This window comes from Streptomyces sp. NBC_01426 (assembly GCF_036231985.1).
In the GTDB taxonomy this organism is placed as follows: domain Bacteria; phylum Actinomycetota; class Actinomycetes; order Streptomycetales; family Streptomycetaceae; genus Streptomyces.
In genome coordinates, this window is the sequence record NZ_CP109500.1 from 1865358 (window position 1) to 1888225 (window position 22868).

Here is a 22868-nt window from a genome sequence, read left to right on the forward strand (position 1 = left end):
GCGCGTGAACGCGAGGTCCGCTTCCCGCCGGCCCGGTTCCCTCGCCGACCGTTTCATTGAACCCGCAACGACTTACGGAACGAGACGGCCGGACGGACACGGCCGGACGCCAACGGGAGGAAGCACATGAACGGCACAGTGGCACTGGTCACGGGCGGCAGCCGCGGCATCGGGGCCGCCACGGCCCTGCGCCTGGCGCAGGACGGCGCCGACGTGGCGATCACCTACGTCGACGACGCCACCTCGGCGGCGGAGGTCGTCGGCAAGATCGAGGCCCTCGGTCGACGCGGCCTGGCGGTACGGGCCGACTCGGGCGACGCCGCGGAGGCCGCCGGGGCGGTGGAGCGGACCGTACGGGACCTCGGACGGATCGACGTACTGGTCAACAACGCGGGCGTGGGCGTGCTCGGCCCGCTCGACGCACTCGCGCTCACGGACGTGGACCGCGTCCTCGCGGTGAACGTCCGCGGGGTCTTCCTGACCTCCCAGGCCGCGGCGGGCCGCATGGGCTCAGGCGGGCGGATCATCACCATCGGCAGCTGCATCGCCCGGCGGGTCCCGGGCCCCGGCGGCACCCTGTACGCGATGAGCAAGGCCGCGCTGACCGGTCTGACCAAGGCGCTCGCCAGGGAACTCGGCGGGCGCGGGATCACCGCGAACCTCGTGCACCCCGGCCCGGTGGACACCGACATGAACCCGGCCGACGGCCCCTACTCCGCCCCGCAGGCGTCGATGACGGCCCTCGGCCGCTTCGGCACGGCGGCGGAGGTGGCCGCCATGGTGTCCTTCCTCGCGGGGTCGGACGCCGCGTACGTCACGGGCGCCGAGTTCTCGGTGGACGGCGGCCACGCGGCGTAGGGCCCGACGCACCGGACCGGTGAACGCCGACGGGGCGCACCTGAAGTGGTGCGCCCCGTCGGGCGGTCGACCGGGCCCCGGGGGTGTCGGCCCCCGGGGCGGTCACGGGTTCGGCGTCAGCCGCCGAGCTCTTGGTGGCGGGCGGCGTGCGCGGCCGCGCCGGCCTCCGTCAGCGAGCCGTACAGGCGCAGGCGGGAGAAGCCGCCGTCCGGGAAGATGTCGATCCGGACGTGGGTGCCGACCGCCGGGGCGTCCAGCACGAAGCGGTGGTTGGTGTCGGGCTGGAGGCGGGTGCGCGGCAGGAACTCTGTCCACTCGCCGTCCTCGCCCGACTTGATCGAGAGCGAGGCCCAGCCGGCCGAGTTGCCCTTGAGGTACGCGGTGTCGATCTCGACGGCGCGGATCTCGGAGTCGGCGACGAGCTGGTAGCGGATCCAGTCGTTGCCGTTGTCACGGCGGCGGGCGGTCTCCCAGCCGTCGTCCATCTTGCGGGAGCGGCCCGGGTTGATGGTGTTGGTCGGCGGGGAGTAGAAGCGGTTGGACGCGTCCTCGACCGAGCCGCCGTTCTCCAGGGCGACCACGTCGAAGGTGCCCAGCGCGGCGAGCCACTTCGGGTCGGTGACGACCTCGCCGTGGACCCGCAGGCGGGCGATGCCGCCGTCGGGGTGCTGGTTGACGCGCAGGTGCGTGAAGCGCTGCTCGACGTTCACCTCGAAGCCGTTGGCCGCGTGGCCGCCGACCGGGGTGCGCTCGACGAGGGTCGTCCACTTGACGTCGTCGGAGAGGAGTTCCACGACCGTCGGGGAGCCGGCGACGGAGGCGCCCTGCACCGACACGGCCTGCGGCATGTTGCCGCGGAAGTGGGCGGTGTCGACGATGATGCCGCGGATGACGCCGGGGGCGCCCAGGCGTACGAGCGCCCAGTCGTGGTCCTCGGCGGTGGGCCAGGGCTGGGTGGCGCAGACGCCGCGGCGACGGCGGGTCTCCCAGCCGTCCATGACCTTGCCCTTGTGCCCGAAGTCCTCGGGGTCGAAGTGGGCGGCCTCGGAGATCAGCAGGTTCTCGCGCTGGGCGAAGAACTCGTCGTTGGCTTCGATGACACCGGCGCCCAGTTCACGGGCCGCGAGGTTCGCGTACCGCGTGAAGGGGAAGTCCGCGGTGCGGTAGTCCGCGTACGGGTCGCCGCCTCCGTACGGGTTCGCGTTGCCGGTGAAGGAAGCCGGTCCAGTTGAACGCTGTGCCACTGTCAGTTCTGCCTTTCGAGGAGTCGGCCCGTGGGCTCGTTCGGGGTGCCGTGGTCGGCGATCTGCGTGCCGCGCAGCCAGGTGGACTTCACGACGCCGTGCAGGGTCTTGCCCGCGTACGCCGTGACCCGGTTGCGGTGGTGCAGTTCCGCGGGATCCACGGTGAAGGTCTCTTCGGGTGCCAGGACGGCGAAGTCCGCGTCGCGGCCGACCTCGATCGCACCCTTGTCGGACAGTCCGGCGAGGGCGGCGGGGGCGGCGGACATCCAGCGGACGACGTCCTCCAGGGTGTGGCCGCGCCGGCGCGCCTCGGTCCAGATCGCGGGGAGTCCCAGCTGGAGGGAGGAGATGCCGCCCCACGCGGTGGCGAAGTCGTTCGTCTTCAGGTCCGCGGTGGAGGGCGAGTGGTCGGAGACGATGCAGTCGATGGTGCCGGCGGCGAGCGCGTCCCACAGGAGGTCCTGGTTGGCGGACTCGCGGATGGGCGGGCAGCACTTGAACTCGCTGGCGCCGTCCGGTACTTCCTCGGCCGTCAGGGTGAGGTAGTGCGGGCAGGACTCGACGGAGACGCGCACGCCCTCGGCCTTGGCGGCGGCGATCAGCGGCAGCGCGTCGGAGGAGGACAGGTGCAGGACGTGCACGCGGGCGTTCAGCCGCCTCGCCTGGGCGATCAGGTTCCCGATGGCGGTGTTCTCGGCATCGCGCGGACGGGAGGCGAGGAAGTCGGCGTACTTCGGGCCGGGGGTCTGCGGCGCGGAGTCCAGGTGGTGCGGGTCCTCGGCGTGCACGATCATCAGGCCGCCGAAGCCGGTGATCTCCGCGAGGGACGTGGCCAGTTGCTCCTGGTCGAGTTCGGGGAACTCGTCCACGCCGGAGGGCGACAGGAAGCACTTGAAGCCGTAGACGCCGGCGTCGTGCAGCGGGCGCAGGTCCTTGACGTTGTCGGGCAGCGCGCCGCCCCAGAAGCCGATGTCCACGTGCGCCTTGGCGCGGGCGACCTCCTGCTTGACGCGGAGGTTGTCGACCGTGGTGGTCGGCGGCAGGGAGTTCAGCGGCATGTCGAGGAGGGTGGTGATGCCTCCGGCCGCGGCCGCGCGGGTGGCGGTCCAGAAGCCCTCCCACTCGGTGCGGCCCGGGTCGTTCACGTGGACGTGGGTGTCGACCAGGCCGGGGAGCAGGACGTCGTCTCCGAAGTCCTCCAGCCGGGCTCCGGCCGGTACCTCGGCCTCGTACTCGGACACGGCCGTGATCTTCCCGCCGGCGACGGCCACCGAGGCGGCGCGCGTCCCCTCGGGGGTGATGACGCGCGTCGAGCGCAGTACCAGTTCCACAGCCGCGTCGGCCACCGGAACCTCCCCATCTACTTCCACAGAGCGAAATTCAACGTTCTGTTGACGGAGTCTTCACCCCGATCCGGGGCCAGTCAAGAGCGCCCGGACGGACCACCCAGCCACGCACGGCACAATTGGATGTTTCCACAGGATGGAATTAAGATTTCACTATCCAGAATGTAGCTACCGCCATCGGGAGCCGGGCGGTTGACTTGCGAGGACGTCCACCACCAGGACAAACCCCCTCTGACCGGCGGGGACGGCAGTGCCCCGGCTCTAGGGCCGACGCCGACCGACCGGTAGGCTGATTCCTTGCCTGCCAGCACCGAAAGGACCGCGCCCGTGCCGACGTCCAGCGCCAGCACCACCGACGCTTCCGCCAAGCCCACCGCCGCCGGCGGTGGCGTCCAGTCCCTTGAGCGCGCCTTCGATCTGCTCGAACGCATGGCCGATGCCGGGGGCGAGGTCGGCCTCAGCGAGCTCTCCGCCGCCAGTGGTCTTCCGCTGCCCACCATCCATCGCCTCATGCGCACCCTCGTGGCGTGCGGTTACGTCCGGCAGCAGCCCAACCGACGGTACGCCCTCGGCCCCCGGCTGATCCGTCTCGGCGAATCCGCCTCGCGCCTCCTGGGCACGTGGGCCCGTCCCTACCTCGCGCGCCTCGTCGAGGAGACCGGCGAGACCGCGAACATGGCCCTGCTCGACGGGGACGAGATCGTCTACGTCGCCCAGGTGCCGTCCAAGCACTCCATGCGCATGTTCACGGAGGTGGGCCGCCGGGTGCTGCCGCACTCCACTGGCGTGGGCAAGGCGCTGCTCGCGTACACCCCCGCGGACGAGGTGCGCGCGCTGCTGGCGCGCACCGGGATGCCGGCCGCGACCGAGAAGACCATCACCACGCCCGAGGGCTTCCTGGACGCCCTGGAGCAGGTCCGCAAGGTGGGCTACGCGGTCGACGACAACGAGCAGGAGATAGGAGTCCGCTGCCTGGCCGTGTCGGTGCCGAACTCACCGACCGCCGCCGCGATCTCCATCTCGGGCCCCGCGGGCCGGGTGACCGAGGCGCTGACGGACTCGATCGTGCCGATCCTCCAGGGGATCGCCGCCGAGCTGTCGGTGGCCCTGCAGAGCCAGAATCCCGCGTAGGGATCCGTACGCGAAGGCCCCGGCCGCCCTTCTCGAAGGGGGCGGACCGGGGCCTTCGTACGTCGGGCGATGCGTCGTGCGTCCGTCGGGCGATGCGTCGTGCGTCGCGGAGGCCGGGACCTTCGCGCCTCGGGCGGGGCCTTCGCGTGTCAGCGGGGCCATCGCGTGTCAGCGGGCCGGGGCCGTCTCCGTGAGGCGGCCGTCGGTCATCGTCATCGTGCGGTCCACGCGCTCCAGGTGGGCGTGGTCGTGGGTGACCAGCACGGTGGCGGTGGACCGCTCGCGGGTGAGGGTGACCAGGAGGTCCAGTACGGCCGCCCCCCGCTCGTGGTCCAGGGCGCTGGTGGGCTCGTCCACCAGCAGCACGGCGGGCTCGTTCATCAGGGCGCGGGCGATGTTGACGCGCTGGCGCTGCCCGCCCGAGAGCTGGTGGGGGCGCTTGTCGGCCTTGTCGGCCATGCCCACCGCGTCCAGCAGGTCCAGGGCCCGCCGGCGCAGCCGCTTGGACGGCCGGCCCGACAGGTGGGCCATCACCTGGAGCTGCTCGACGGCGGTGAGCGAGGCCAGCAGGTTGGGCTGCTGGAAGACGATGCCGATCTCCTCCCGGCGCAGCGCGGACTTCTCCCCGGCGCTGAGCAGGGCCGTGTCCCGGCCCGCGACGACCACGCTGCCCGTGTCCGGGGTGACCAGGGTGGCGGCGACCGCGAGCAGGCTGGACTTGCCGGAGCCCGAAGGGCCGATGACGCCGGTCAGGGTGCCCGCCGGCGCCTCCAGGGCGACCGCGTCGAGGGCGGTGAGCCGGCCGTCGCCGTCCGGGTAGGTGAGCGTGACGTCGTGGACGAGCAGGGTCATCGGGCGCTCCCGAGTGCGGTCAGCGGGTCTACGGCGGTGATCCGCCGGATGGACAGGGCGGCGCCCAGCGCGCCGAGCGCGATCATGACGGCGGCGGGGACCAGCACGGTGGCCGCGTCGAGCACGAAGGGGACGTCGCCGCCGCCGATCAGCGCGCCGAGGACGGCGGCGAGGGCCGTACCGAGTCCGGTTCCGACGGCGAGCATCACCACGGCCTGACCGAGGGCGTCCCGCAGCAGGTACGCGGTGGAGGCACCCAGTGCCTTCAGCACGGCGACGTCACCGCTGCGCTGGATCGTCCACACCGTGAAGAAGGCGCCTATGACCAGGGCGGAGATCGCGAAGAGGAAGCCGCGCATCAGCTGGAGCGAGCCGTTCTCCGAGGTGTACGAGCCGATCGCGGAGAGCGCGTCGTCGACGGTCGCGGTCCGGGTGCCGGCGCTCGCGTCGCCGGCGGCGAGGTCCGCCCCGGACGCGTCCAGGGCGATGACGGTGGCGACGGTGTCGATGGAGGTGCCGGGGTTGCCGACGCGCTGCCAGTCGTTCAGGTCCATCCAGACGACCGGGGTGTGGCTGAAGGCGGCGGTGCCGGAGACGGCCGCGACGGACAGTTCGAGCGTGCCGATCCTGAGCTTCGCGCCGGCCGCGAGCCCGCCGAGTTCCTCGGCGGCCTTCTCGGTCAGGACCACCTGGCCCTGGGTGAGTCCGGACCCGCGCGGGGCGAGGCGGCCCGCCGGATCGATGCCGAAGACCGAGACGGCCGCGGTGCGCTCACCCGAGACGGCGTTGGTGGTGCGGATGCCGATCGGCTCCGCCGATTCGACGCCGCGCCGCTCGCGCCAGGCCAGCCAGGCCTGCTCGGGTATCCGGGATTGGCTGAAGGACAGCTCCTGGTCCCCGGCGGGCGCCGCGAACGACAGGTGCGAGGCGGGCAGCCCCGTGATGGCCGAGATGTTCTCCCGGGCCAGTCCCGAGGTGAGGCCGGACAACAGGCCGACCAGCAGGGTGATGAGCACGACGACCGAGCCCATGAGGGCGAAGCGGCCCTTGGCGAACCGTAGATCTCTCCATGCGACGAACATGTCCCCCACCCTGGTGTTCCCCGTGGACACACGGCATCGCGCCACGGTAGGGATCCTCGTGTCGAAGGGACGCCCCGTACATCAATCTTTTGGTTGACCGGGGCCGGCGGACCCCCACTTACGCTGGTCGGGCCATGGTTGCTCCGAAGTCCCGCCCCCTGACCCCCGTCTCCCGCGTCCTGCGGCTGTGCCTGCACGCGCTGCTGTTCGGGCTGCTCGCGCTGGCCGCGGGGCGCGCCGTCGCCGACGACGCGCCCCGCGCCGGGTGGGCGGTCGCCGCGTGCGCGCTGTTCGCCGCCGTGTACGTGGCGGGCGCCGTCGCTCCCGTGGTGGACCGCTCGCCGCGCGCCGGAGCGGTGTGGCTGGCCCTGCTCGGCGCGGCCTGGGCCGCACTGCTCGTGGTCTCCCCGGACGGGCTGTGGATCGCCTTCCCGCTGTACTTCCTCGAACTGCACCTGCTGCGGCTGCGCTGGGGGGTCGCGGCCGTCGCCGTCACGGCCTGCGCGGCGATCGGCGGGTTCCTCGCCCACAGCAGCACCCCCACCCCGGGGGCCTTCCTCGGCCCGCTGCTCGGCGGGGCCGTCGCCGTGGCCACGGTCCTCGGCTACCAGGCCCTGTACCGGGAGAGCGAACGCCGCCGGGAGCTGATCGAGGAACTCATCACCACCCGGGCCGAACTGGCCGCCGCCGAGCGGGGCGCGGGGATCCTCGCCGAACGGGAACGCCTCGCCCGGGAGATCCACGACACCCTCGCCCAGGGCCTGAGCTCGATCCAGCTGCTGCTGCGGGCCGCCGAGCGCTCGCTCCCCGCCGGCGCGCCCGCGCTGGAGCACATCGGCCGGGCGCGGGAGGCCGCGCAGGAGAACCTCGCCGAGGCGCGCCGTTTCGTCCGCGCCCTGACGCCCCCCGACCTGGAGCACGGCTCCCTCGCCGCGGCGCTGGAGCGGCTCTGCTCCGCGGCTCCCGGGCCGCGCGTGCGGTTCTCGCTGAGCGGCGCCCCCCGGATCCTGCCCACCCCGTACGAGGTGGCCCTGCTGCGGATCGCGCAGTCGGCGCTGGCCAATGTGGTGCGGCATGCCCGCGCCGGACGCGCGGAGATCACCCTGACCTTCATGGGCACCTCGGTCACCCTGGACGTCGTGGACGACGGCCTGGGCTTCGACCCCTCGTCGGCTCCGTCGGGCGAGGGCGGCTTCGGTCTGCCCGCGATGCGCTCGCGGGCCGAGACGCTGGGCGGACTGTTCACCGTCGAGTCCGCCCCGGGCCAGGGCACCGCCGTGGCCGTCACCCTGCCGTTGCCCGCGGAGGCCCTGTCATGACCATCCGGCTGCTGCTCGCCGACGACCACCCGGTGGTCCGCGCGGGGCTGCGCGCGGTGCTGGACACCGAGGCGGACTTCGCGGTCGTCGCGGAGGCCGCCACCGCCGAGCGGGCGGTGGAGCTGGCCTCCTCGACGGGGGTGGACGTGGTCCTGATGGACCTCCAGTTCGGGCCCGGCATGCACGGTTCGCAGGCCACGGCCCTGATCACGGCCCGGCCGGACGCCCCCCGGGTGCTGGTGCTGACCACGTACGACACGGACGCGGACATCCTGGCCGCCGTGGAGGCGGGCGCCTCGGGCTACCTGCTCAAGGACGCCCCGCCGGAGGAGCTGGCGGCGGCGGTCCGCACCGCGGCGGCCGGCCAGTCGGCGCTGGCCCCGGCGGTGGCGTTGCGGCTGATGGACCGGATGCGGATGCCGGCGGAGGCGCTGACGAAGCGGGAGCTGGAGGTGCTCCAGCTGGTCGCGGACGGATTGTCGAACCAGCAGATCTCCAAGCGGCTCTTCCTCAGCCAGGCCACGGTCAAGTCCCACCTGGTGCACGTCTACGCGAAGCTCGGCGTCGACTCCCGCACGGCGGCGGTCGCCACGGCCGCCACCCGCCGACTGATCCGCACCCCGTAGGGCGGAAGCGCCGGGCGGGAGGTGCGGAACCGGGCGCGGGGGTGGGGACAACCCCCCGGTGGAGACACCGGCACGCGGGCGGGTCCGGCGGGCCGGCGCCCGGGAGCATTCGGGGAGAGAGCCCCGATCGAGGGAGAGCCCCGTGTCACCCATCGCGCCGCCCACCACTGTCCGTGCCGCCCACGCCCTCTGGATGACCGCGGTCGCCGCCGGCGTCTTCGAGACGGTCCTGTCGATCAGCCGGATGCCGGTCGACGGCCGCGCCGCCGACGTGATCGGCGTGGGGTTGGCCTTCCGGCTCGCGGTCTTCACCGCCGCCGTCCTGACCACCCTGCGCATGCGGGCCGGTGCCCACTGGGCCCGGCTCGCCCTCGCGCTGGGCCTCGGGATCCTCGGCACCGCCTCGCTGGTCGTCGAGCCGCTCGGGTACCTCCTCGACGGGGGTTCGATCGCCTCCGCCGCCGAGCGGGCGGACGGCGGTGCCCGGATCTTCGCGGCGAGCCGGGCCGTCCACGTGGCGGCCGTCCTCACGGCCGTGTTCCTGATGTTCCGCCCGGCCTCCAACGCGTGGTTCCGCGGGCGGGGCCGGGCCCTGTCCCGGAGCTCGGCCTGACCGATGCCGGCGGCCCGATCGACACCCGAACGGGCTGTCCTACGCGACCCAGTACGGCCGTTCCACCGACGGGGGGAGCGGCACCCCGTCGTGGAAGGCGGCCGCGAGCCGGCGGACGCCCTCGTCGAGGCGGTCCGCCGGGAGCGTGTACGGGATGCGCAGGCGGTGTTCGAAGGTTCCCGGGTCCACGCCGAAGCGGGCGCCGCGTCCGATGTGGACGCCGGCGGCCGCGGCGCGTTCCGAGAGGGCGGAGCTGACCGGTTCCCCGAGGTCCACCCAGAGCGAGAGGCCCCCCGGCGGCAGCTCCCAGGACCATTCCGGGGTGTGTCGTTCGAGGGAGCGGACCAGGGCCTCGCGTTGCTCGCGCAGGTGTCCGAGCCGTGTCGGGAGCGAGGCGTCGAGCCCTTCCAGCAGCGGCAGCGCGACGAGTTGGTCCAGGACCGAGCCGGTCATGTCGGCCGCGACCCGTACGGCCGTCAGCTCGGCGATCATCTTGGCGGAGGCGCGGATCCAGCCGACGCGCAGTCCGCCCCAGTGGGTCTTGCTCAGTGACCCGATGGTCACGACGTGGTCCGCTCCCCCGCGCGGCGCGAGGGAGGCCAGCGGGGCGGGTGCGGGCACGTCGAGGGCGATGTCCGCGATGGTCTCGTCGACCACCAGCCAGGTCCCGGTGCGCCGGGTGGCCTCCAGCAGGCGCTGCCGGTCCTCCTCGGGCATCAGCGAGCCCGTCGGGTTGTGGAAGTCGGGGATCACGTACGCCAGTCTCGGCACGGTCTGGCGCAGCGTGGACTCCGCGATCTCCATGTCCCAGCCCGCTTCGGAGACGGCGATCGACGCGGTGCGCAGTCGGGCGTGCCGCAGGGCGTCGAGCGCGTTGGCGTAGGTCGGGTTCTCGGTGACGACCCGGTCCCCGGCCCCGCACAGCAGGCTCACGACCAGCGCGAAGGCCTGCTGGGCGCCCGCCGTGACGAGGATCTGCTCGGGGCGGGTGGGCAGTCCGCGGCGGGTGAAGCGGTCCGCCACGGCCGTGCGCAGGTCGGGCAGGCCGAAGGGGTGGTAGCCGGGGTGCCGGGCGACCGAGGGCAGCCGGGGCGCGGCCCAGGCCAGGGCCGCTTCCAGGCTGCCCTCGGGGGCGCCCATCGCGGCGATGGCCAGGTCGATGCCGGGATCGCCGTCCGGGCGGTACCCGCCGGCGCCGACGAGCGGGTGGGTGCCGACGGGCCCGTGGCCCTCGGGCAGTTCGGTCCAGGTCCCGGAGCCGCGCCGGCTGCGTGCGTAGCCGCTCTCGCGCAGCAGGTCGTAGGCGCCGGTGACGGTGGCCCGGCTCGCACCGACCGCCGCGGCGAGTTCGCGTTCGGCGGGCAGCCGGACGCGCAGGGCGATGCGGCCGTCGAGGATCAGCGTGCGCAGGGCGTCGGCGAGGGAGCGGTAGCCGGGGCGTGCCCGGACCTCGTCGGGCAGCAGTGCGGCGAGCCGCCGGCTGCCGATCGTTCTGTCCGCCGTGTGGACCACTGGACCGTTCGCCATGCCAACCTCCCCCGATTGGCTCTGCCCGCCAGGCCAATCGAGGACCAGACTCGCCGTATTGGCCCCCGATTGGCAAGGAGACGCCGACATGCTGACCGATCGCGATGAACGAGCCCGGGTGAGCGCCGTGGAGCAGCGGATCTCGGAGCCGTTGCGCTTCCCGGCCTTGCCGGCCGCCGTGCCCGCCGTCGCGGCCGCCGTGCGCAGGATCCTGGCGCGGCGCCCGCGCGGTTCGGTCCAGGGGCGAGAATCGCTGTCATGTCAGCCCACACCACCCCCCGTCCCGCCCCGGTGATCGCGGGCCTGCTGCTCGCCGCCGGGGGCGGTCGCCGCCTCGGCGGCCGCCCCAAGGCGCTGCTCTCCCACCACGGCCGCCCGCTCGTGGAGCACGCCGTCCGTGTGCTGCGCGAGGCGGGCTGCGGCCCGCTGCACGTGGTGCTGGGGGCCTCGGCGGTCGAGGTGCGCGAGCGCGCCGACCTGACCGGTTGCGTGGTGGTGGACAACCCGGACTGGGCCGAGGGCATGGGGTCCTCGTTGCGGGTCGGGCTCACCTCGCTGGCCGGCGCGGGGGCGGACGCGGCCCTGGTCTCCCTGGTGGACCAGCCGGGCATCGGGGCGGCGGCGGTGGCCCGGGTGCTGGCGGCGTACCGGTCGCCGGCGAGCCTGGCCGCCGCGGCGTACGACGGCGAGCGGGGGCATCCGGTGCTGTTCGGGGCGGAGCGCTGGGCGGACATCGCCGAGACCGCGACCGGCGACCGGGGCGCGCGGGTCCATCTGGCGCGGCACGCCGGGGAGCTCACCCTGGTGGAGTGCGGTGACGTCGCGGAGGCCTGGGACATCGACACGCCGCCGGACCTGGCCCGACTCGCATGAATCGGCCGGCGGGCGGGAAGCAGCGGGGCGTGACCACCGTGGCACCCAGGGCCACCGATCGGCGGAATCTGTCGACCCGGAGAATCTCGACATCAACAAACCATTGAACTTCCACCATGAGGAAATTACTATCCACTGGTCAGAAGCGCCCTGAACCCAAAGACGGCGCCCGCGACCGTATCCCGGAACTCTCCACACCCGACGGCACTGCGTGCCGTCTCGCGCGAGCATTCCCCGCGGCCGCCAGGCACCGCCGCTGAAGGAGTGACAGATATGTCCGCACCAGCGCCGTCCCCGCTGGCCATCGTCGACGCCGAGCCCCTGCCCCGGCAGGACGAAGTCCTCACCGAAGCGGCCCTCGCCTTCGTGGCCGAGCTCCACCGGCGGTTCGCCCCCCGCCGCGCGGAGCTCCTCGCCCGACGCGGCGAGCGGCGCGCCGAGATCGCCCGGACCTCCACCCTCGACTTCCTCCCGGACACCGCACAGGTCCGCGAGGGAGACTGGAAGGTCGCGCCGGCCCCGGCCGCGCTGAACGACCGCCGCGTGGAGATCACCGGTCCGACGGACCGCAAGATGACCATCAACGCCCTGAACTCGGGCGCCAAGGTCTGGCTCGCCGACTTCGAGGACGCCTCGGCTCCCACCTGGGAGAACGTCGTCCTCGGCCAGCTGAACCTCATCGACGCCTACGAGCGTCGCATCGACTTCACCGACCCCCGCACCGGCAAGGCGTACGCCCTGAAGTCCGCCGACCAGCTCGCCACCGTCGTGATGCGGCCGCGCGGCTGGCACCTCCAGGAGCGCCACCTGCGCTTCGAGGGCGGCCCGGCCTCCGGCTCGCTCGTCGACTTCGGCCTGTACTTCTTCCACAACGCCCAGCGCCTGATCGACCTCGGCAAGGGCCCGTACTTCTACCTGCCGAAGACGGAGTCGCACCTTGAGGCGCGCCTCTGGAACGACATCTTCGTCTTCGCCCAGGACTACGTCGGGATTCCGCAGGGCACCGTCCGCGCGACCGTCCTGATCGAGACGATCACCGCGGCCTACGAGATGGAAGAGATCCTCTTCGAACTCAAGGACCACGCGGCCGGCCTCAACGCGGGCCGTTGGGACTACCTCTTCTCCATCGTGAAGAACTTCCGCGACGGCGGCGAGAAGTTCGTCCTGCCGGACCGCAACGCGGTGACGATGACCGCCCCCTTCATGCGGGCGTACACCGAACTGCTGGTCAGGACCTGCCACAAGCGCGGCGCGCACGCCATCGGCGGCATGGCGGCCTTCATCCCGTCCCGCAAGGACGCCGAGGTCAACAAGGTCGCGTTCGAGAAGGTCAAGGCCGACAAGGACCGCGAGGCCGGCGACGGCTTCGACGGCTCCTGGGTCGCCCACCCCGACCTGGTCCCGATCGCGATGGCCTCCTTCGACGCGGTGCTCGGCGACAAGCCCAACCAGAAGGACCGGCTGCGCGAGGACGTCTCGGTGGCCCCGGGCGAGCTCATCGCCATCGACTCGCTGGACGCGAAGCCGACCTACGAGGGCCTGCGCAACGCCGTCCAGGTCGGCATCCGTTACATCGAGGCGTGGCTGCGCGGCCTGGGCGCCGTCGGCATCTTCGGTCTGATGGAGGACGCGGCCACCGCCGAGATCTCCCGCTCGCAGATCTGGCAGTGGATCAACGCCGGGGTCGTCTTCGAGAACGGCGAGACGGCCACCGCCGATCTGACCCGCAAGATCGCGACCGAGGAACTGGCCGCCATCCGCGCCGAGGTCGGCGAGGAGGCCTTCACCACCGGCAAGTGGCAGCAGGCCCACGACCTCCTGCTCCAGGTCTCCCTCGACGCCGACTACGCGGACTTCCTCACCCTCCCCGCGTACGACCAGCTCACCGGCTGACCCACCCGCGTCCTCGACTGAAACGCACAGCAGCCGAGCACGAAGCCCCGCCCCCGCGCCCCCAGGGCCCGGGGGCGGGGCCTTTTCACGTCACCCGCGGGGATCACGCGGCGCCGGGCGGCGGAATCCGGTCGGGCGAGCCCGGGACGCGAGGCAACGCGGGCCGACCGAACGATCGGACGTTACCTCATCGTAATCTGCACGTACCTAGCGGTAACATGCGGCCGCGTGTCACCTTTCCGATGCCACCGGCGCCGGCGGTAATCCCCACTTCCCCAGCCGTGCACCGGAGTTCCTCCGGGCATCGGCGTGGCAGACCGCAGGAGTTCCGCAGTGATCGGATTCCGCAACGCCAGCAAGAGCCGGACCGGCAGTCGTGTGCGACGACTGGCCGGGGCCGCACTGGTCCTCCCCCTCACCGCCGCCGCGCTCGTGACCGGCGGGGCGGGAACGTCCGCGGCGAGCCCGGGCAACGGGCCGACCGCGGTGGTCTCCCTGGGCGACAGCTACATCTCCGGCGAGGCCGGCCGGTGGAAGGGCAACAGCCTGACCAACGCCGGCAGCCGCAACGGCACCGACCGGGCCTGGATCAGCGGCAGTTCGTACGACCCCTCCAAGGTGTACGGCGCCACCGCCGGCGGGTGCCACCGGTCGGACTCGGCCGAGGTGCGCAGCGCCGGGCCGATCGCCGACGTGGCCGTGAACCTGGCGTGTTCCGGCGCGGTGTCGGACAACGTCTTCCGGGCGTCCAACGGCGGGGTGCCCTTCAAGGGCGAGGCCCCGCAGGCCGATCAGCTCGCCGGCGTGGCCGCGAGCCACGACGTCAAGGTGATCGTGCTGTCCATCGGCGGGAACGACCTCGGGTTCGCCGACATCATCCAGGAGTGCGCCTACGACTTCGTCCTCTGGGGCTCCTACTGTCACGACGACCAACAGGAGGGCGTCGACCGGAAGATGGACGGGGTGATGGCCAAGGTGGGCAAGTCCGTCGACGAGATCCGGGCGGTGATGCGCGGCGCCGGCTACGCGGACTCCTCGTACCGCGTCGTCCTGCAGTCCTACCCCTCACCGATCCCGCGGGGCGCCGAGAACCGGTACCCGCAGAGCGACTGGAGCCGGTTGAACACCGGCGGCTGCCCGTTCTGGAACCGGGACTCGGACTGGGCGCGGGACGCGCTGGTGCCGCAGATCGCCGATCGCCTGGGCGCGGTGGCCGCCGCCAAGGGCGTGCAGTTCCTGGACCTGCGGGACATGATGCAGGGGCGCGAGGTGTGCGCGAAGGCCAGCAGGCTGGTCACCTCGACGTCGGCCGCGTCCGCCCGGACGAGCGAGTGGGCGCGCTGGATCGACAGCAGTGAGACGCAGGGCCTGATCCAGGAGTCCATGCACCCGAACCACTTCGGGCAACTGGCCGTCGGGCGCTGCCTGGCCCTGGCCGCGGCCCGACCGGCGACGTCCCGGGACAGTTGCCGGAACACCGCCGGGGGCGACCAGGGCGGGATGTACCTGACGCCCGCCCCGTAGGAACCGCCCTCGTCGGAACCGCCCTCGCGCGGCAGGGGCGCGGAACCCGCGGCCGAGAGGCCGGGGTTCCGTGCCCGGGGCGGATGCCCGCCCCCGACCCCCGACCCCCGACCCCTCCGACCCCGACCGGGGCCGTTCGGGGCCTACGCGGCGGGTTGCTCGTCGCCGTCGCGGACGGAGGTCGGGTGCAGTGTGGTCATGGCCTCGGCGAAGGCGTCCCGGCAGCGCAGCCAGTCGGGATCCGGGGTGCCGGTCCCCAGGGCCAGCAGTTTGGGGAGCAGGTCCGCCGAGAACGCCCGGGCGGCTTCGGCCGGGAGCAGGGACGGCAGGTTGTCGATGGCGATGACGTCGAGCGGCCGCAGGCCGTCGACCAGCCGGCGGGCCGGGGTCGCCCAGTCGGTGAGTCGGTCGTAGACGGGCAGCAGGTGCAGGGGCGAACCCGTGTCGCAGGTGATGTCGGCGATCACCGAGAGGCGTCGCCCGTCGGGGCCGGGCTCGTGGTCCAGGTCGGCGGAGGTGAGGAAGGCCGGCACGGGTCGGGTGGTGAGCACCGCGTTGACCAGCACGTCGCAGCCGAGCAGGGCCGCGCGGTCCAGGTGGGCGGTGTCGGTGCGGTCCCACCGGGTGACCCGTACGCCGGCGGTGACCAGGGCGTCGCAGGCGCCGCGTCCGCTGCGCCCGTACCCTCCGATCACGATGGACCGCAGTTGGATCCCGTCGGGTGGCGGAACGGCCCGCGAAGCGCGTAATCGGCGGTCGAGTTCGGCCCGGGGCATCGGTGTCAGCGGGCCTTCGAGCAGGCCCCGCGCCTGGAGGACGGCGAGCGCCGCGCCCACGTAGCCCGCCCAGTACCCGAAGGCGGCGAGCCGGCGCCCCTGGGCGTCGGCCAGGTACTCCAGGTCGAGCAGGGTCCCACCGCCTGCCGCGAACCGCTCCAGCAGCGCCGGGGCCTCGGCCTGGCCCTTGTACGCGTGCCCGAAGTACACGTGCCGGTGGTGCAACCGCTCCGGTTCCGGCGGGAGTTCCTTGAGGCCCAGGATGTACGCGGACCCGGGTGCGGCCCCGTCCGCCCAGGACCCGGCGGGTGCGGCGCGGCAGCCCGCGTCCACGTAGGCAGAGAGGGGGAAGACCCGGTGTGCGGAGTCCTCCACGGTGAGTCGTACGCCCTGCCGGACGAGCCGTCCGGCGTCCTGGGGGGTGAGCGGGGCCCTTCGTTCGGTGAGGCGTGTCTCGTTGCGCATCCACAACTGCGGCACTTCTGCCATCGGCGGTACCACCTGTCTGCTCAGGACGCCTCGACGGACGTCCGCGTGCAACATGTGACCGACCATCAGAGTCCGTTCACCGCTGCCGTTCGGCAAGGAGCGCGGCAGCGGGAACGGGGGCTCAGAATTCAGGCAGCAGCGCTCGCGGTCCGATCCGTGCGCCCTCCGCGTACGCCGCCCGGAGGTCCTCCTCGGGCATCCGGTCCCCCAGGACGTCCAGGGCGCGCGGCGGACGGGCGACCGCCGGACGGGCCCCGGAGACCGAACCGAGCAGCCGGGCGGATCGCGTGTACCGCCCCCGGTCCGCCTCCAACTCGGCCAGCAGCTCCGCCGAGAGGGCCCGGCCGGTCCGGTCGCCCAGGGCCGACTGGGTCTCCAGCGCGCACAGCACCTCGGCACGGGCGGCCTCGGTACGACCCCGGCGGGCCAGCCGCACGGCCGCGGCGTGGCGCGCCCAGGACCGGGCCCACGGGTCGTGGCGCCCGCCGGGCGCGTCGCCGAGCGGCTCCGCCGACGGATCGACGGGCGGATCGACGTGGGCGAGGGCCAGGGCGAGGGCGGCCCGGAGCACCTCCCGGCCCGGACCGGACACGGGCCCGGCGGGCAGCAGTTCCAGCGCCTCGCGGTACTCGGTGACGGCGCTGTCGTGGCGGCGCTCCCACAGCGCGATCGTGCCGCGCACGTGCGCGAGGTGGGCGAGGCAGGCGTCCTCCCCTTCCTGCACCGCGGCGCTCCAGGCCTCCACCAGCAGCGGGTCCGTGCCGTCCGTCCCGTCGAGGCTCGCCGTCAGCCAGGCGGCCAACCACAGGGCGCGGGCCGGCCGGGGCCGCGGGTGCAGGGCGAGGGCGCGCTCCAGGTGGCACCGGCCCTCCGCCGGGAGTCCGCAGGCCGTCCAGAGGAACCACAGGGTGACGGCCAGTTCCAGGGCGGCGCCCGGACCCACGGCGAGCGGGTTCATCGCTGCCCGCAGCTCGGGGAGTTCGGCCAGGGCCAGGGCGCGCGCCTCGCGCTGCGCGCCGCCCCGCCACAGTCGCGCGGCGCGTTCCGCGTGGGCGCGACAGCGCTCCTGGTGGCGCCGGACGACGGTGGTCCCGTCGTCGCCGGGTCGGCAGGCGAGGCGCATCGCCGCGTGGGCGCGCACGGACAGGGGAAGCCGGTGCCGGCCCGGGCGCTCCTCGTCGGCGAGCAGGGCGGGGGCGAGTCGGGCCAGGGCTTCCACGGCCGTGGCCGGGGTGAGTTCCCCGAATCCGCACACGTCGGCGACCGCGGCCGCGTCGAAGGAGCCGGCGAAGACGGAGAGCCGCTCCCACAGGAGGCGTTCGGCCGGTGAGGCGAGTCGGTGGGTGCGCTCGGCGTCGACGCGGGTGGCGCGACCGGCGCCGCCGGCGAGGAAGGTCAGCGGGTCGGCGGTCAGCCGGCGCAGGGCTTCCAGGGGCGGGTACCGGTGCGCGCGCCCGGCGGCGAGTTCCAGGGCCCCGGGGATGCCGTCGAGGGCCCGGCACAGGGCGGCGACGGCGGCCGCGTTGGCGTCGGTGAGCCGGAAGAAGGGGTCGGCGCCGCGCGCGCGTTCCTCGTACAGCCGCACGGCGGCGCAGCCGGCGATCGCGGCGGCCGGTTGCCGGGCGGCGGGGTCCCGGGGTTCGGCGGGCAAGGACAGGGGTGGGACGGCGAGTTCGGCCTCCCCCGGCAGGTCGAGCCGTCGTTGGGAGGTCGCCAGGATGCGGGCCCGGGGCAGCCAGGCCATCAGGTCCGCCACCAACGGTGCGGCCTTGACGCCCAGTTGTTCGCAGCCGTCGAGCACCAACAGCACCTCGCGGCCGTCGAGCGCGAAGACCAGCTCGTGTTCCATCACCGCCCACCGGGATTCGGGCAGCGTGGACAGTTCCACCCAGACGGTGTCGGCGCCGTCGCCGGAGGTCAGGCCGCGTACGGTGCGCAGGGCGAGCCGGGTCTTGCCGATGCCGGCCGGCCCGGTGAGGGTCACCAGCCGTCCGGCGGCGAGCAGTTCGGCGGTGGCCGCCGCCTCCCGGTCCCGGCCGACGACATCGGACAGCTCCGCGGGCACGGTGCGGCGCGCGCACGCTTCGGGGTCACCCACGCGTCCTCCCGCGACGTCCTGTGCTCGCGCACCACCGTCGGATTCATCGGTTCGGTGCACAAAGAGAGATGATCTGCGGAAAGTCCGGTCTTCCGACCCGCGACCGGGAGAACCACCAGGGAGAGGGTATGCACGCGGCCATTTCCGCCGTGGACGACACCGACCGGGCGCTCGTCCACGCACTCCAGCTCGCGCCCCGGGCGAGCTGGGAGCGGCTGGGACCGGTGCTGGGTGCCCGACCCGACACGCTGGCCCGCCGCTGGGAGCGCATGACGGGGGCCGGCGAGGCCTGGATATCGGGGTTGGGGCTGCGTACGGGCAACCAGTCGCCCTGCATGGCCTGGGTGGAGGTGACCTGCGCCGCCGGCACCGCCCCCGCGGTCGGCGCTGCACTGGTCGGGGACCCGCACACGCTCGGCGTGCAGCACACCACGGGCGCGCGTGACCTGTTGGCGTTCGTGGCCGTCCCGAACCTGCACACGCTGTACCGCTACCTGTCCTTCCGGGTCCAGCGGATCCCCGGGGTGGGGGCGACCCGCTCCTCGATGGTGACGGCGGTGCACAGCGCCCCCGACCGGTGGCGCCTGGACCAACTGACCCCCCTCCAGATCGATCTGCTGACCGGGCGGACCCGCCGCTCCACGTCGTCGGCGGCCCCCGCCGGGCCGGCGCCGACGAGCATGACCGAGGAGGACCGGCCGCTGGTGCTGGCACTGGCCTCGGACGCGCGACGCAGCGTGGCCTCGCTGGCGCGGGAGACGGGCATGAGCGAGTCCACGGTCCGTCGCCGGCTGGGCCGGTTGGAGGCGGGGCAGGGCCTGCGCTACAGCTGCGCGATGGCCTCGGGGGTCTCGGGGTGGCCGGTGTCGGCGACGCTGTGGGCGGAGGTGCCCGAGCACGAGGTGGCCGACTGCGCGGCGGCGGCGATCGGGTTACGCGAGACCCGGACCTGCATGTCCGTCAGCGGACCCTGGAACTTCATGATCAGTGCGCGGCTGCGCACGATCGCCGAGCTGTCCCGCTACACCTCGGACCTCTCGCGCCGGTTGCCGGCGATGCGGGTCACCGACTCGGCGGTGGCGCTCCACGTGCGCAAGTCGGAGGCGCAGGAGTTGGACCAGGAGGGCCGACGCGTGCGCACGGTGCTCCCGGACATCTGGACGGAGCCGACGCGCGCGGCCTGAGCCACACGGAACGGGGGCCCGAGAACGGACGGGCGGCGAACGGGCGGACCGGAAGTGGGCGGACCGGGAGCGGGCGGACGGCCAGGCGATCCCGGGCGCGGACCCGCGGGGGAACACGGGCGCGCGGCGGTGCGGACGCCACACCCGCAGTGGGTGACGTCCGCGCCGCCGCGCGCCGGCCGGTGACCCGGCCTCAGTGCACGAACGCCGGTTCCGACGTGGCCTGTGCGGCCTCGTCCTCCTTCTTGGCGCCGAGGTGGTTGAAGGCCAGGTTGAGCAGGATCGCCACGACGCAGCCGGTGCTGATGCCGGAGTCGAGGACGACCAACAGGTCCTTCGGGAAGGCGTGGTAGAAGCCCGGGGCGGCGATCGGTATCAGACCGATGCCGACCGAGGCGGCCACGATCAGGGCGTTCTCGCCCTTCTCCATGGCGGCGCTCGCCAGGGTCTGGATGCCGCTCGCGGCGACCGAGCCGAAGAGCACGATGCCGGCGCCGCCGAGCACGGGCAGCGGCACCACGCCGATCACGGAGGCCGCCACCGGACACAGGCCGAGCAGGATCAGGATGCCGCCGCCGGCCGCGACGACGAACCGGCTGCGCACCTTGGTCATCGCGACGAGTCCGATGTTCTGGGCGAAGGCACTGCACATGAAGCCGTTGAACAGCGGGCTGATGGCACTGCCGAGGGTGTCGGCGCGCAGGCCGCCCTCGATGGTCTTCGCGTCCGCCGGACGGCCCACGATCTTGCCGAGGGCCAGGATGTCGGCGGTGGACTCGGTCATGCAGACCAGCATCACGATGCACATGGAGATGATGGCCGCGACCTGGAACTGCGGGGCGCCGAAGTGGAACGGGGTGGGGAAGCCGACGATGTCCGCGTTGCGGATGGCGTCGAAGTTCGTCATGTGCAGCGGGATCGCGATGAGGGTGCCCACGACCAGGCCGAGCAGGATGGATATCTGCTGGAGGAAGCCCCGCAGGAACTTCCGCATGACCAGCACGATCGCCAGGGTGAGCGCGGCCATGCCGATGTTCTGCATCGACCCGTAGTCGGAGGCGGTGCTGTTGCCGCCCTGCGACCAGTTGAACGCCACCGGGAGCAGTGAGACGCCGATCAGGGTGATGACCGTGCCGGTGACGACGGGTGGGAAGAAGCGGACGAGCTTCCCGAAGTAGGGGGCGGCCAGGAAGCCGAGGAGTCCGGCGACGATGATCGCGCCGAAGATGACGGGGATGGCGTCGACCCCCTCCCCCTTGCCGATGGCGATCATCGGGGTGACACCGGCGAAGGAGACGCCGTTGACGAAGGGGAGCTTGGCGCCGATCTTCCAGAACCCGAGGGTCTGGAGCAGGGTGGCGAGGCCGGCGGTGAAGAGCGAGGCGCCCATCAGGAAGGCCGTCTCGGTGGCGGAGAGACCGACGGCGGGTCCGACGATCATGGGCGGGGCGACGACACCCGCGTACATGGCGGCCACGTGTTGGAGACCGCTCGTGAACATTTTCAGCGGAGGCAAGGTCTCGTCGACCGGGTGCGTCTCCTCCGGTACTGCGACTGCATCTTTGCGAAACCTGGGCGTTGCGGCCACGGCTTCCTCCGGTCGGGTAACACGTCGGCAGGGACGTGGGTGTCTGGGAGGTGGTGCGAAAGCTGTGCTAGTCGAGCCGTTGTGAAGTTGTGGAGGTGCCGTCCCGAGGGGGTGTGAGGGACGCACGGGGTGCGGAAACGATTCGCCCGAGTCGTTCCCACGGGATGCCGCGGTGCGTTGGAGCCCGCGGGCCGTGGCGTGCCGATGGTGGTGCGCGCCGTGAGAGTGTCACGAGTCACCGCCCCCGGGGGCGCCTTCGGTGTTGACCTCGGGCGCTTCCCGGGAACGGCTGCCGCGGACCCCGCTCGGGTCCGCGGCCGCCGGTCGAGGGCCGTCCCCCTCGACCGGACTCCGGGGGATCAGGCCTGCGCGGAGAGCCGCGCGAGGCGCTGGGCCTCTTCCCGCGTGGACACGGCGATCGCGTCCTCGTCGGCGAAGAGCAGTCGGTTGTTCTCGACGATCTGCTTGCCGTTGACCAGCGAGAGGGTGACCGGGGCGGCCGCGCCGAAGACGAGCGCGGTGACCGGGTCGGCGATGGAGGAGTGCGCCAGCGTGCTGACGTTCCACATCACCAGGTCGGCGAGCTTGCCCACCTCCAGCGAACCGATGTTGTCGGCGCGACCGAGGACCTGGGCGCCACCGTACGTACCCAGGCGCAGGGCCTGGCGCGCGTTCAGGGCGCGCTCGCGGTGGACGGGGTTCAGGCGGTTGATGAGCAGCGCGTTGCGCAGCTCGGTGTGCAGCTCACCGGACTCGTTGGAGGCGGTGCCGTCCACGCCGAGGCCGACCGGTACGCCGGCGGCCAGCATGTCGGGTACGCGGGCGATGCCGGCGGCCAGCCGGGCGTTGGAGGACGGGCAGTGCGCCACACCGGTCTTGGTGCGGGCGAACGCGGCGATGTCGGAGTCGTTCATGTGGACGCTGTGCGCCATCCACACGTCCTCGCCGAGCCAGCCGGTCGACTCGAAGTAGTCGGTCGGACCCATGCCGAACAGTTCCTTGCAGAACTGCTCCTCCTCGACGGTCTCCGAGCCGTGCGTGTGCAGGCGCACGTTCAGCCGGCGGGCCAGCTCGGCGCCCTGCTTCAGCAACTCGGTGGAGACCGAGAAGGGGGAACACGGGGCGACGGCGACCTGGGTCATCGCGTCGAAGGAGTGGTCGTGGTGCTTCTTGACGGTCGCCTCGGTGTCGGCGAGCGCGCCTTCGAGGGTCTCGACGGCGTGGTCCGGCGGCAGGCCGCCGTCCTTCACGCTGCGGTCCATCGATCCGCGGGCCAGAGTGAAGCGGACGCCCATCTCGGACGCGGCGCGGATGATCGAGCCGGAGAGGTCGCCGGAGCCCTTGGGGAAGACGTAGTGGTGGTCCATGGCGGTGGTGACGCCGCCCTTGGCCATCATCGCCAGGGAGCCCTGGGCGGCCGTGTACGTCATCTGCTCGTCGATGCGCGCCCACGTCGGGTACAGGGCGACGAGCCAGTTGAAGAGGTTGTGGTCGGTGGCCAGACCACGGGTGATCCACTGGTAGAAGTGGTGGTGCGTGTTGACCAGACCCGGGGTGACGAGGTGACCCGTGCCGTCGATGCGGCGGACCACGTTGGCGAGGTTCTCGGGGGCTTTGCCCGCACCGATCGACTCGATCTTGTTGCCGGCGACGACCACGTGACCCGAGGCGTACTCGGTGTCGTTCGCGTCAACGGTCGCGATGGCACAGTTCTCGATGACGATGCGCCGGGCGGCGCTGTCCTGGGCTGCCGATGCTGCCATGGGACTTCCTCGTGCTTTCAGTGGCGGTACGGGCACGGCAAAACCCAGGGGATTTGAGTGCCGGAGCCGGGGGCCTTGACAG

At 72.9% G+C, this 22868-nt stretch carries 18 protein-coding genes; 9 read left to right on the forward strand and 9 right to left on the reverse strand.

The window, feature by feature from the left end:
• The first annotated feature begins 126 nt into the window (after positions 1-126).
• On the forward strand, positions 127-858 hold the full coding sequence (locus OG906_RS08235; protein ID WP_267796038.1) for an SDR family oxidoreductase: 732 nt from the start codon (positions 127-129) through the stop codon (positions 856-858).
• 116 nt (positions 859-974) lie between these two features.
• Here OG906_RS08235 and alc read toward each other — a convergent pair whose 3' ends face one another.
• Positions 975-2102: an allantoicase gene (alc, locus tag OG906_RS08240; protein ID WP_329441338.1), complete on the reverse strand. Its 1128-nt coding sequence runs from the start codon at positions 2100-2102 to the stop codon at positions 975-977.
• Between the two features lie 2 nt (positions 2103-2104).
• On the reverse strand, positions 2105-3448 hold the full coding sequence (allB, locus tag OG906_RS08245; protein ID WP_329441339.1) for an allantoinase AllB: 1344 nt from the start codon (positions 3446-3448) through the stop codon (positions 2105-2107).
• A 327-nt stretch (positions 3449-3775) separates the two neighbouring features.
• Between allB and OG906_RS08250 the strand changes: the two genes are divergently transcribed.
• A complete protein-coding gene (locus tag OG906_RS08250) occupies positions 3776-4579 on the forward strand; it encodes an IclR family transcriptional regulator (protein WP_053676799.1) in 804 nt (267 codons plus the stop codon).
• A gap of 168 nt (positions 4580-4747) precedes the next feature.
• Here the strand turns inward: OG906_RS08250 and OG906_RS08255 are convergent, their stop codons facing one another.
• Together OG906_RS08255 and OG906_RS08260 are read right to left on the reverse strand one after the other, a co-directional pair.
• Positions 4748-5431, reverse strand: a complete 684-nt coding sequence (locus OG906_RS08255) for an ABC transporter ATP-binding protein (RefSeq protein ID WP_329441342.1) — start codon at positions 5429-5431, stop codon at positions 4748-4750.
• Complete coding sequence (locus tag OG906_RS08260; protein WP_329441344.1) at positions 5428-6513, reverse strand: ABC transporter permease; 1086 nt, start codon at positions 6511-6513, stop codon at positions 5428-5430. Before OG906_RS08260 ends, OG906_RS08255 begins: the two co-directional genes overlap by 4 nt.
• A gap of 134 nt (positions 6514-6647) precedes the next feature.
• Here OG906_RS08260 and OG906_RS08265 point away from each other — a divergent pair, with 134 nt between their 5' ends.
• From OG906_RS08265 to OG906_RS08275, 3 genes are all read left to right on the forward strand, one after another.
• A complete protein-coding gene (locus OG906_RS08265) occupies positions 6648-7832 on the forward strand; it encodes a sensor histidine kinase (protein WP_329441346.1) in 1185 nt (394 codons plus the stop codon).
• Entirely contained in the window at positions 7829-8458 is a 630-nt protein-coding gene (locus OG906_RS08270; RefSeq protein ID WP_329441348.1) for a response regulator transcription factor, read from the forward strand. The genes OG906_RS08265 and OG906_RS08270 overlap by 4 nt, the downstream gene beginning before the upstream one ends.
• A gap of 142 nt (positions 8459-8600) precedes the next feature.
• Positions 8601-9071, forward strand: coding sequence for a hypothetical protein (locus OG906_RS08275; protein WP_329441350.1), 471 nt, complete (start codon positions 8601-8603; stop codon positions 9069-9071).
• A 39-nt stretch (positions 9072-9110) separates the two neighbouring features.
• Here OG906_RS08275 and yczR read toward each other — a convergent pair whose 3' ends face one another.
• Complete coding sequence (gene yczR, locus OG906_RS08280; protein ID WP_329441352.1) at positions 9111-10598, reverse strand: MocR-like transcription factor YczR; 1488 nt, start codon at positions 10596-10598, stop codon at positions 9111-9113.
• Between the two features lie 258 nt (positions 10599-10856).
• Between yczR and OG906_RS08285 the strand changes: the two genes are divergently transcribed.
• From OG906_RS08285 to OG906_RS08295, 3 genes are all read left to right on the forward strand, one after another.
• Positions 10857-11471 carry a nucleotidyltransferase family protein gene (locus tag OG906_RS08285; RefSeq protein ID WP_329441354.1) on the forward strand — a complete coding sequence of 205 codons (615 nt, stop codon included), beginning with the start codon at positions 10857-10859 and terminating at the stop codon, positions 11469-11471.
• Between the two features lie 273 nt (positions 11472-11744).
• The gene (gene aceB / locus OG906_RS08290) at positions 11745-13364 is read left to right on the forward strand and encodes a malate synthase A (RefSeq protein WP_329441355.1); all 1620 of its coding nucleotides are present in this window, start codon (positions 11745-11747) and stop codon (positions 13362-13364) included.
• A gap of 333 nt (positions 13365-13697) precedes the next feature.
• The gene (locus tag OG906_RS08295) at positions 13698-14888 is read left to right on the forward strand and encodes a GDSL-type esterase/lipase family protein (RefSeq protein WP_329441357.1); all 1191 of its coding nucleotides are present in this window, start codon (positions 13698-13700) and stop codon (positions 14886-14888) included.
• A gap of 143 nt (positions 14889-15031) precedes the next feature.
• Here the strand turns inward: OG906_RS08295 and OG906_RS08300 are convergent, their stop codons facing one another.
• Together OG906_RS08300 and OG906_RS08305 are read right to left on the reverse strand one after the other, a co-directional pair.
• Positions 15032-16153: a saccharopine dehydrogenase gene (locus tag OG906_RS08300; protein ID WP_329441359.1), complete on the reverse strand. Its 1122-nt coding sequence runs from the start codon at positions 16151-16153 to the stop codon at positions 15032-15034.
• Between the two features lie 121 nt (positions 16154-16274).
• Positions 16275-18251 (reverse strand): ATP-binding protein, encoded by a 1977-nt coding sequence (locus OG906_RS08305; protein WP_329441360.1) that lies wholly within the window; start codon positions 18249-18251, stop codon positions 16275-16277.
• Between the two features lie 128 nt (positions 18252-18379).
• On the opposite strand from OG906_RS08305, the gene OG906_RS08310 reads away from it, so the two are divergent.
• Positions 18380-19435, forward strand: coding sequence for an Lrp/AsnC family transcriptional regulator (locus tag OG906_RS08310; protein WP_329441362.1), 1056 nt, complete (start codon positions 18380-18382; stop codon positions 19433-19435).
• A gap of 193 nt (positions 19436-19628) precedes the next feature.
• On the opposite strand, the gene OG906_RS08315 is transcribed toward OG906_RS08310, so the two are convergent.
• Both OG906_RS08315 and OG906_RS08320 read right to left on the reverse strand, forming a co-directional pair.
• Positions 19629-21023, reverse strand: coding sequence for a nucleobase:cation symporter-2 family protein (locus OG906_RS08315; RefSeq protein ID WP_267796024.1), 1395 nt, complete (start codon positions 21021-21023; stop codon positions 19629-19631).
• A gap of 359 nt (positions 21024-21382) precedes the next feature.
• Positions 21383-22786 carry an 8-oxoguanine deaminase gene (locus OG906_RS08320; RefSeq protein WP_329441364.1) on the reverse strand — a complete coding sequence of 468 codons (1404 nt, stop codon included), beginning with the start codon at positions 22784-22786 and terminating at the stop codon, positions 21383-21385.
• Positions 22787-22868 lie beyond the last annotated feature (82 nt).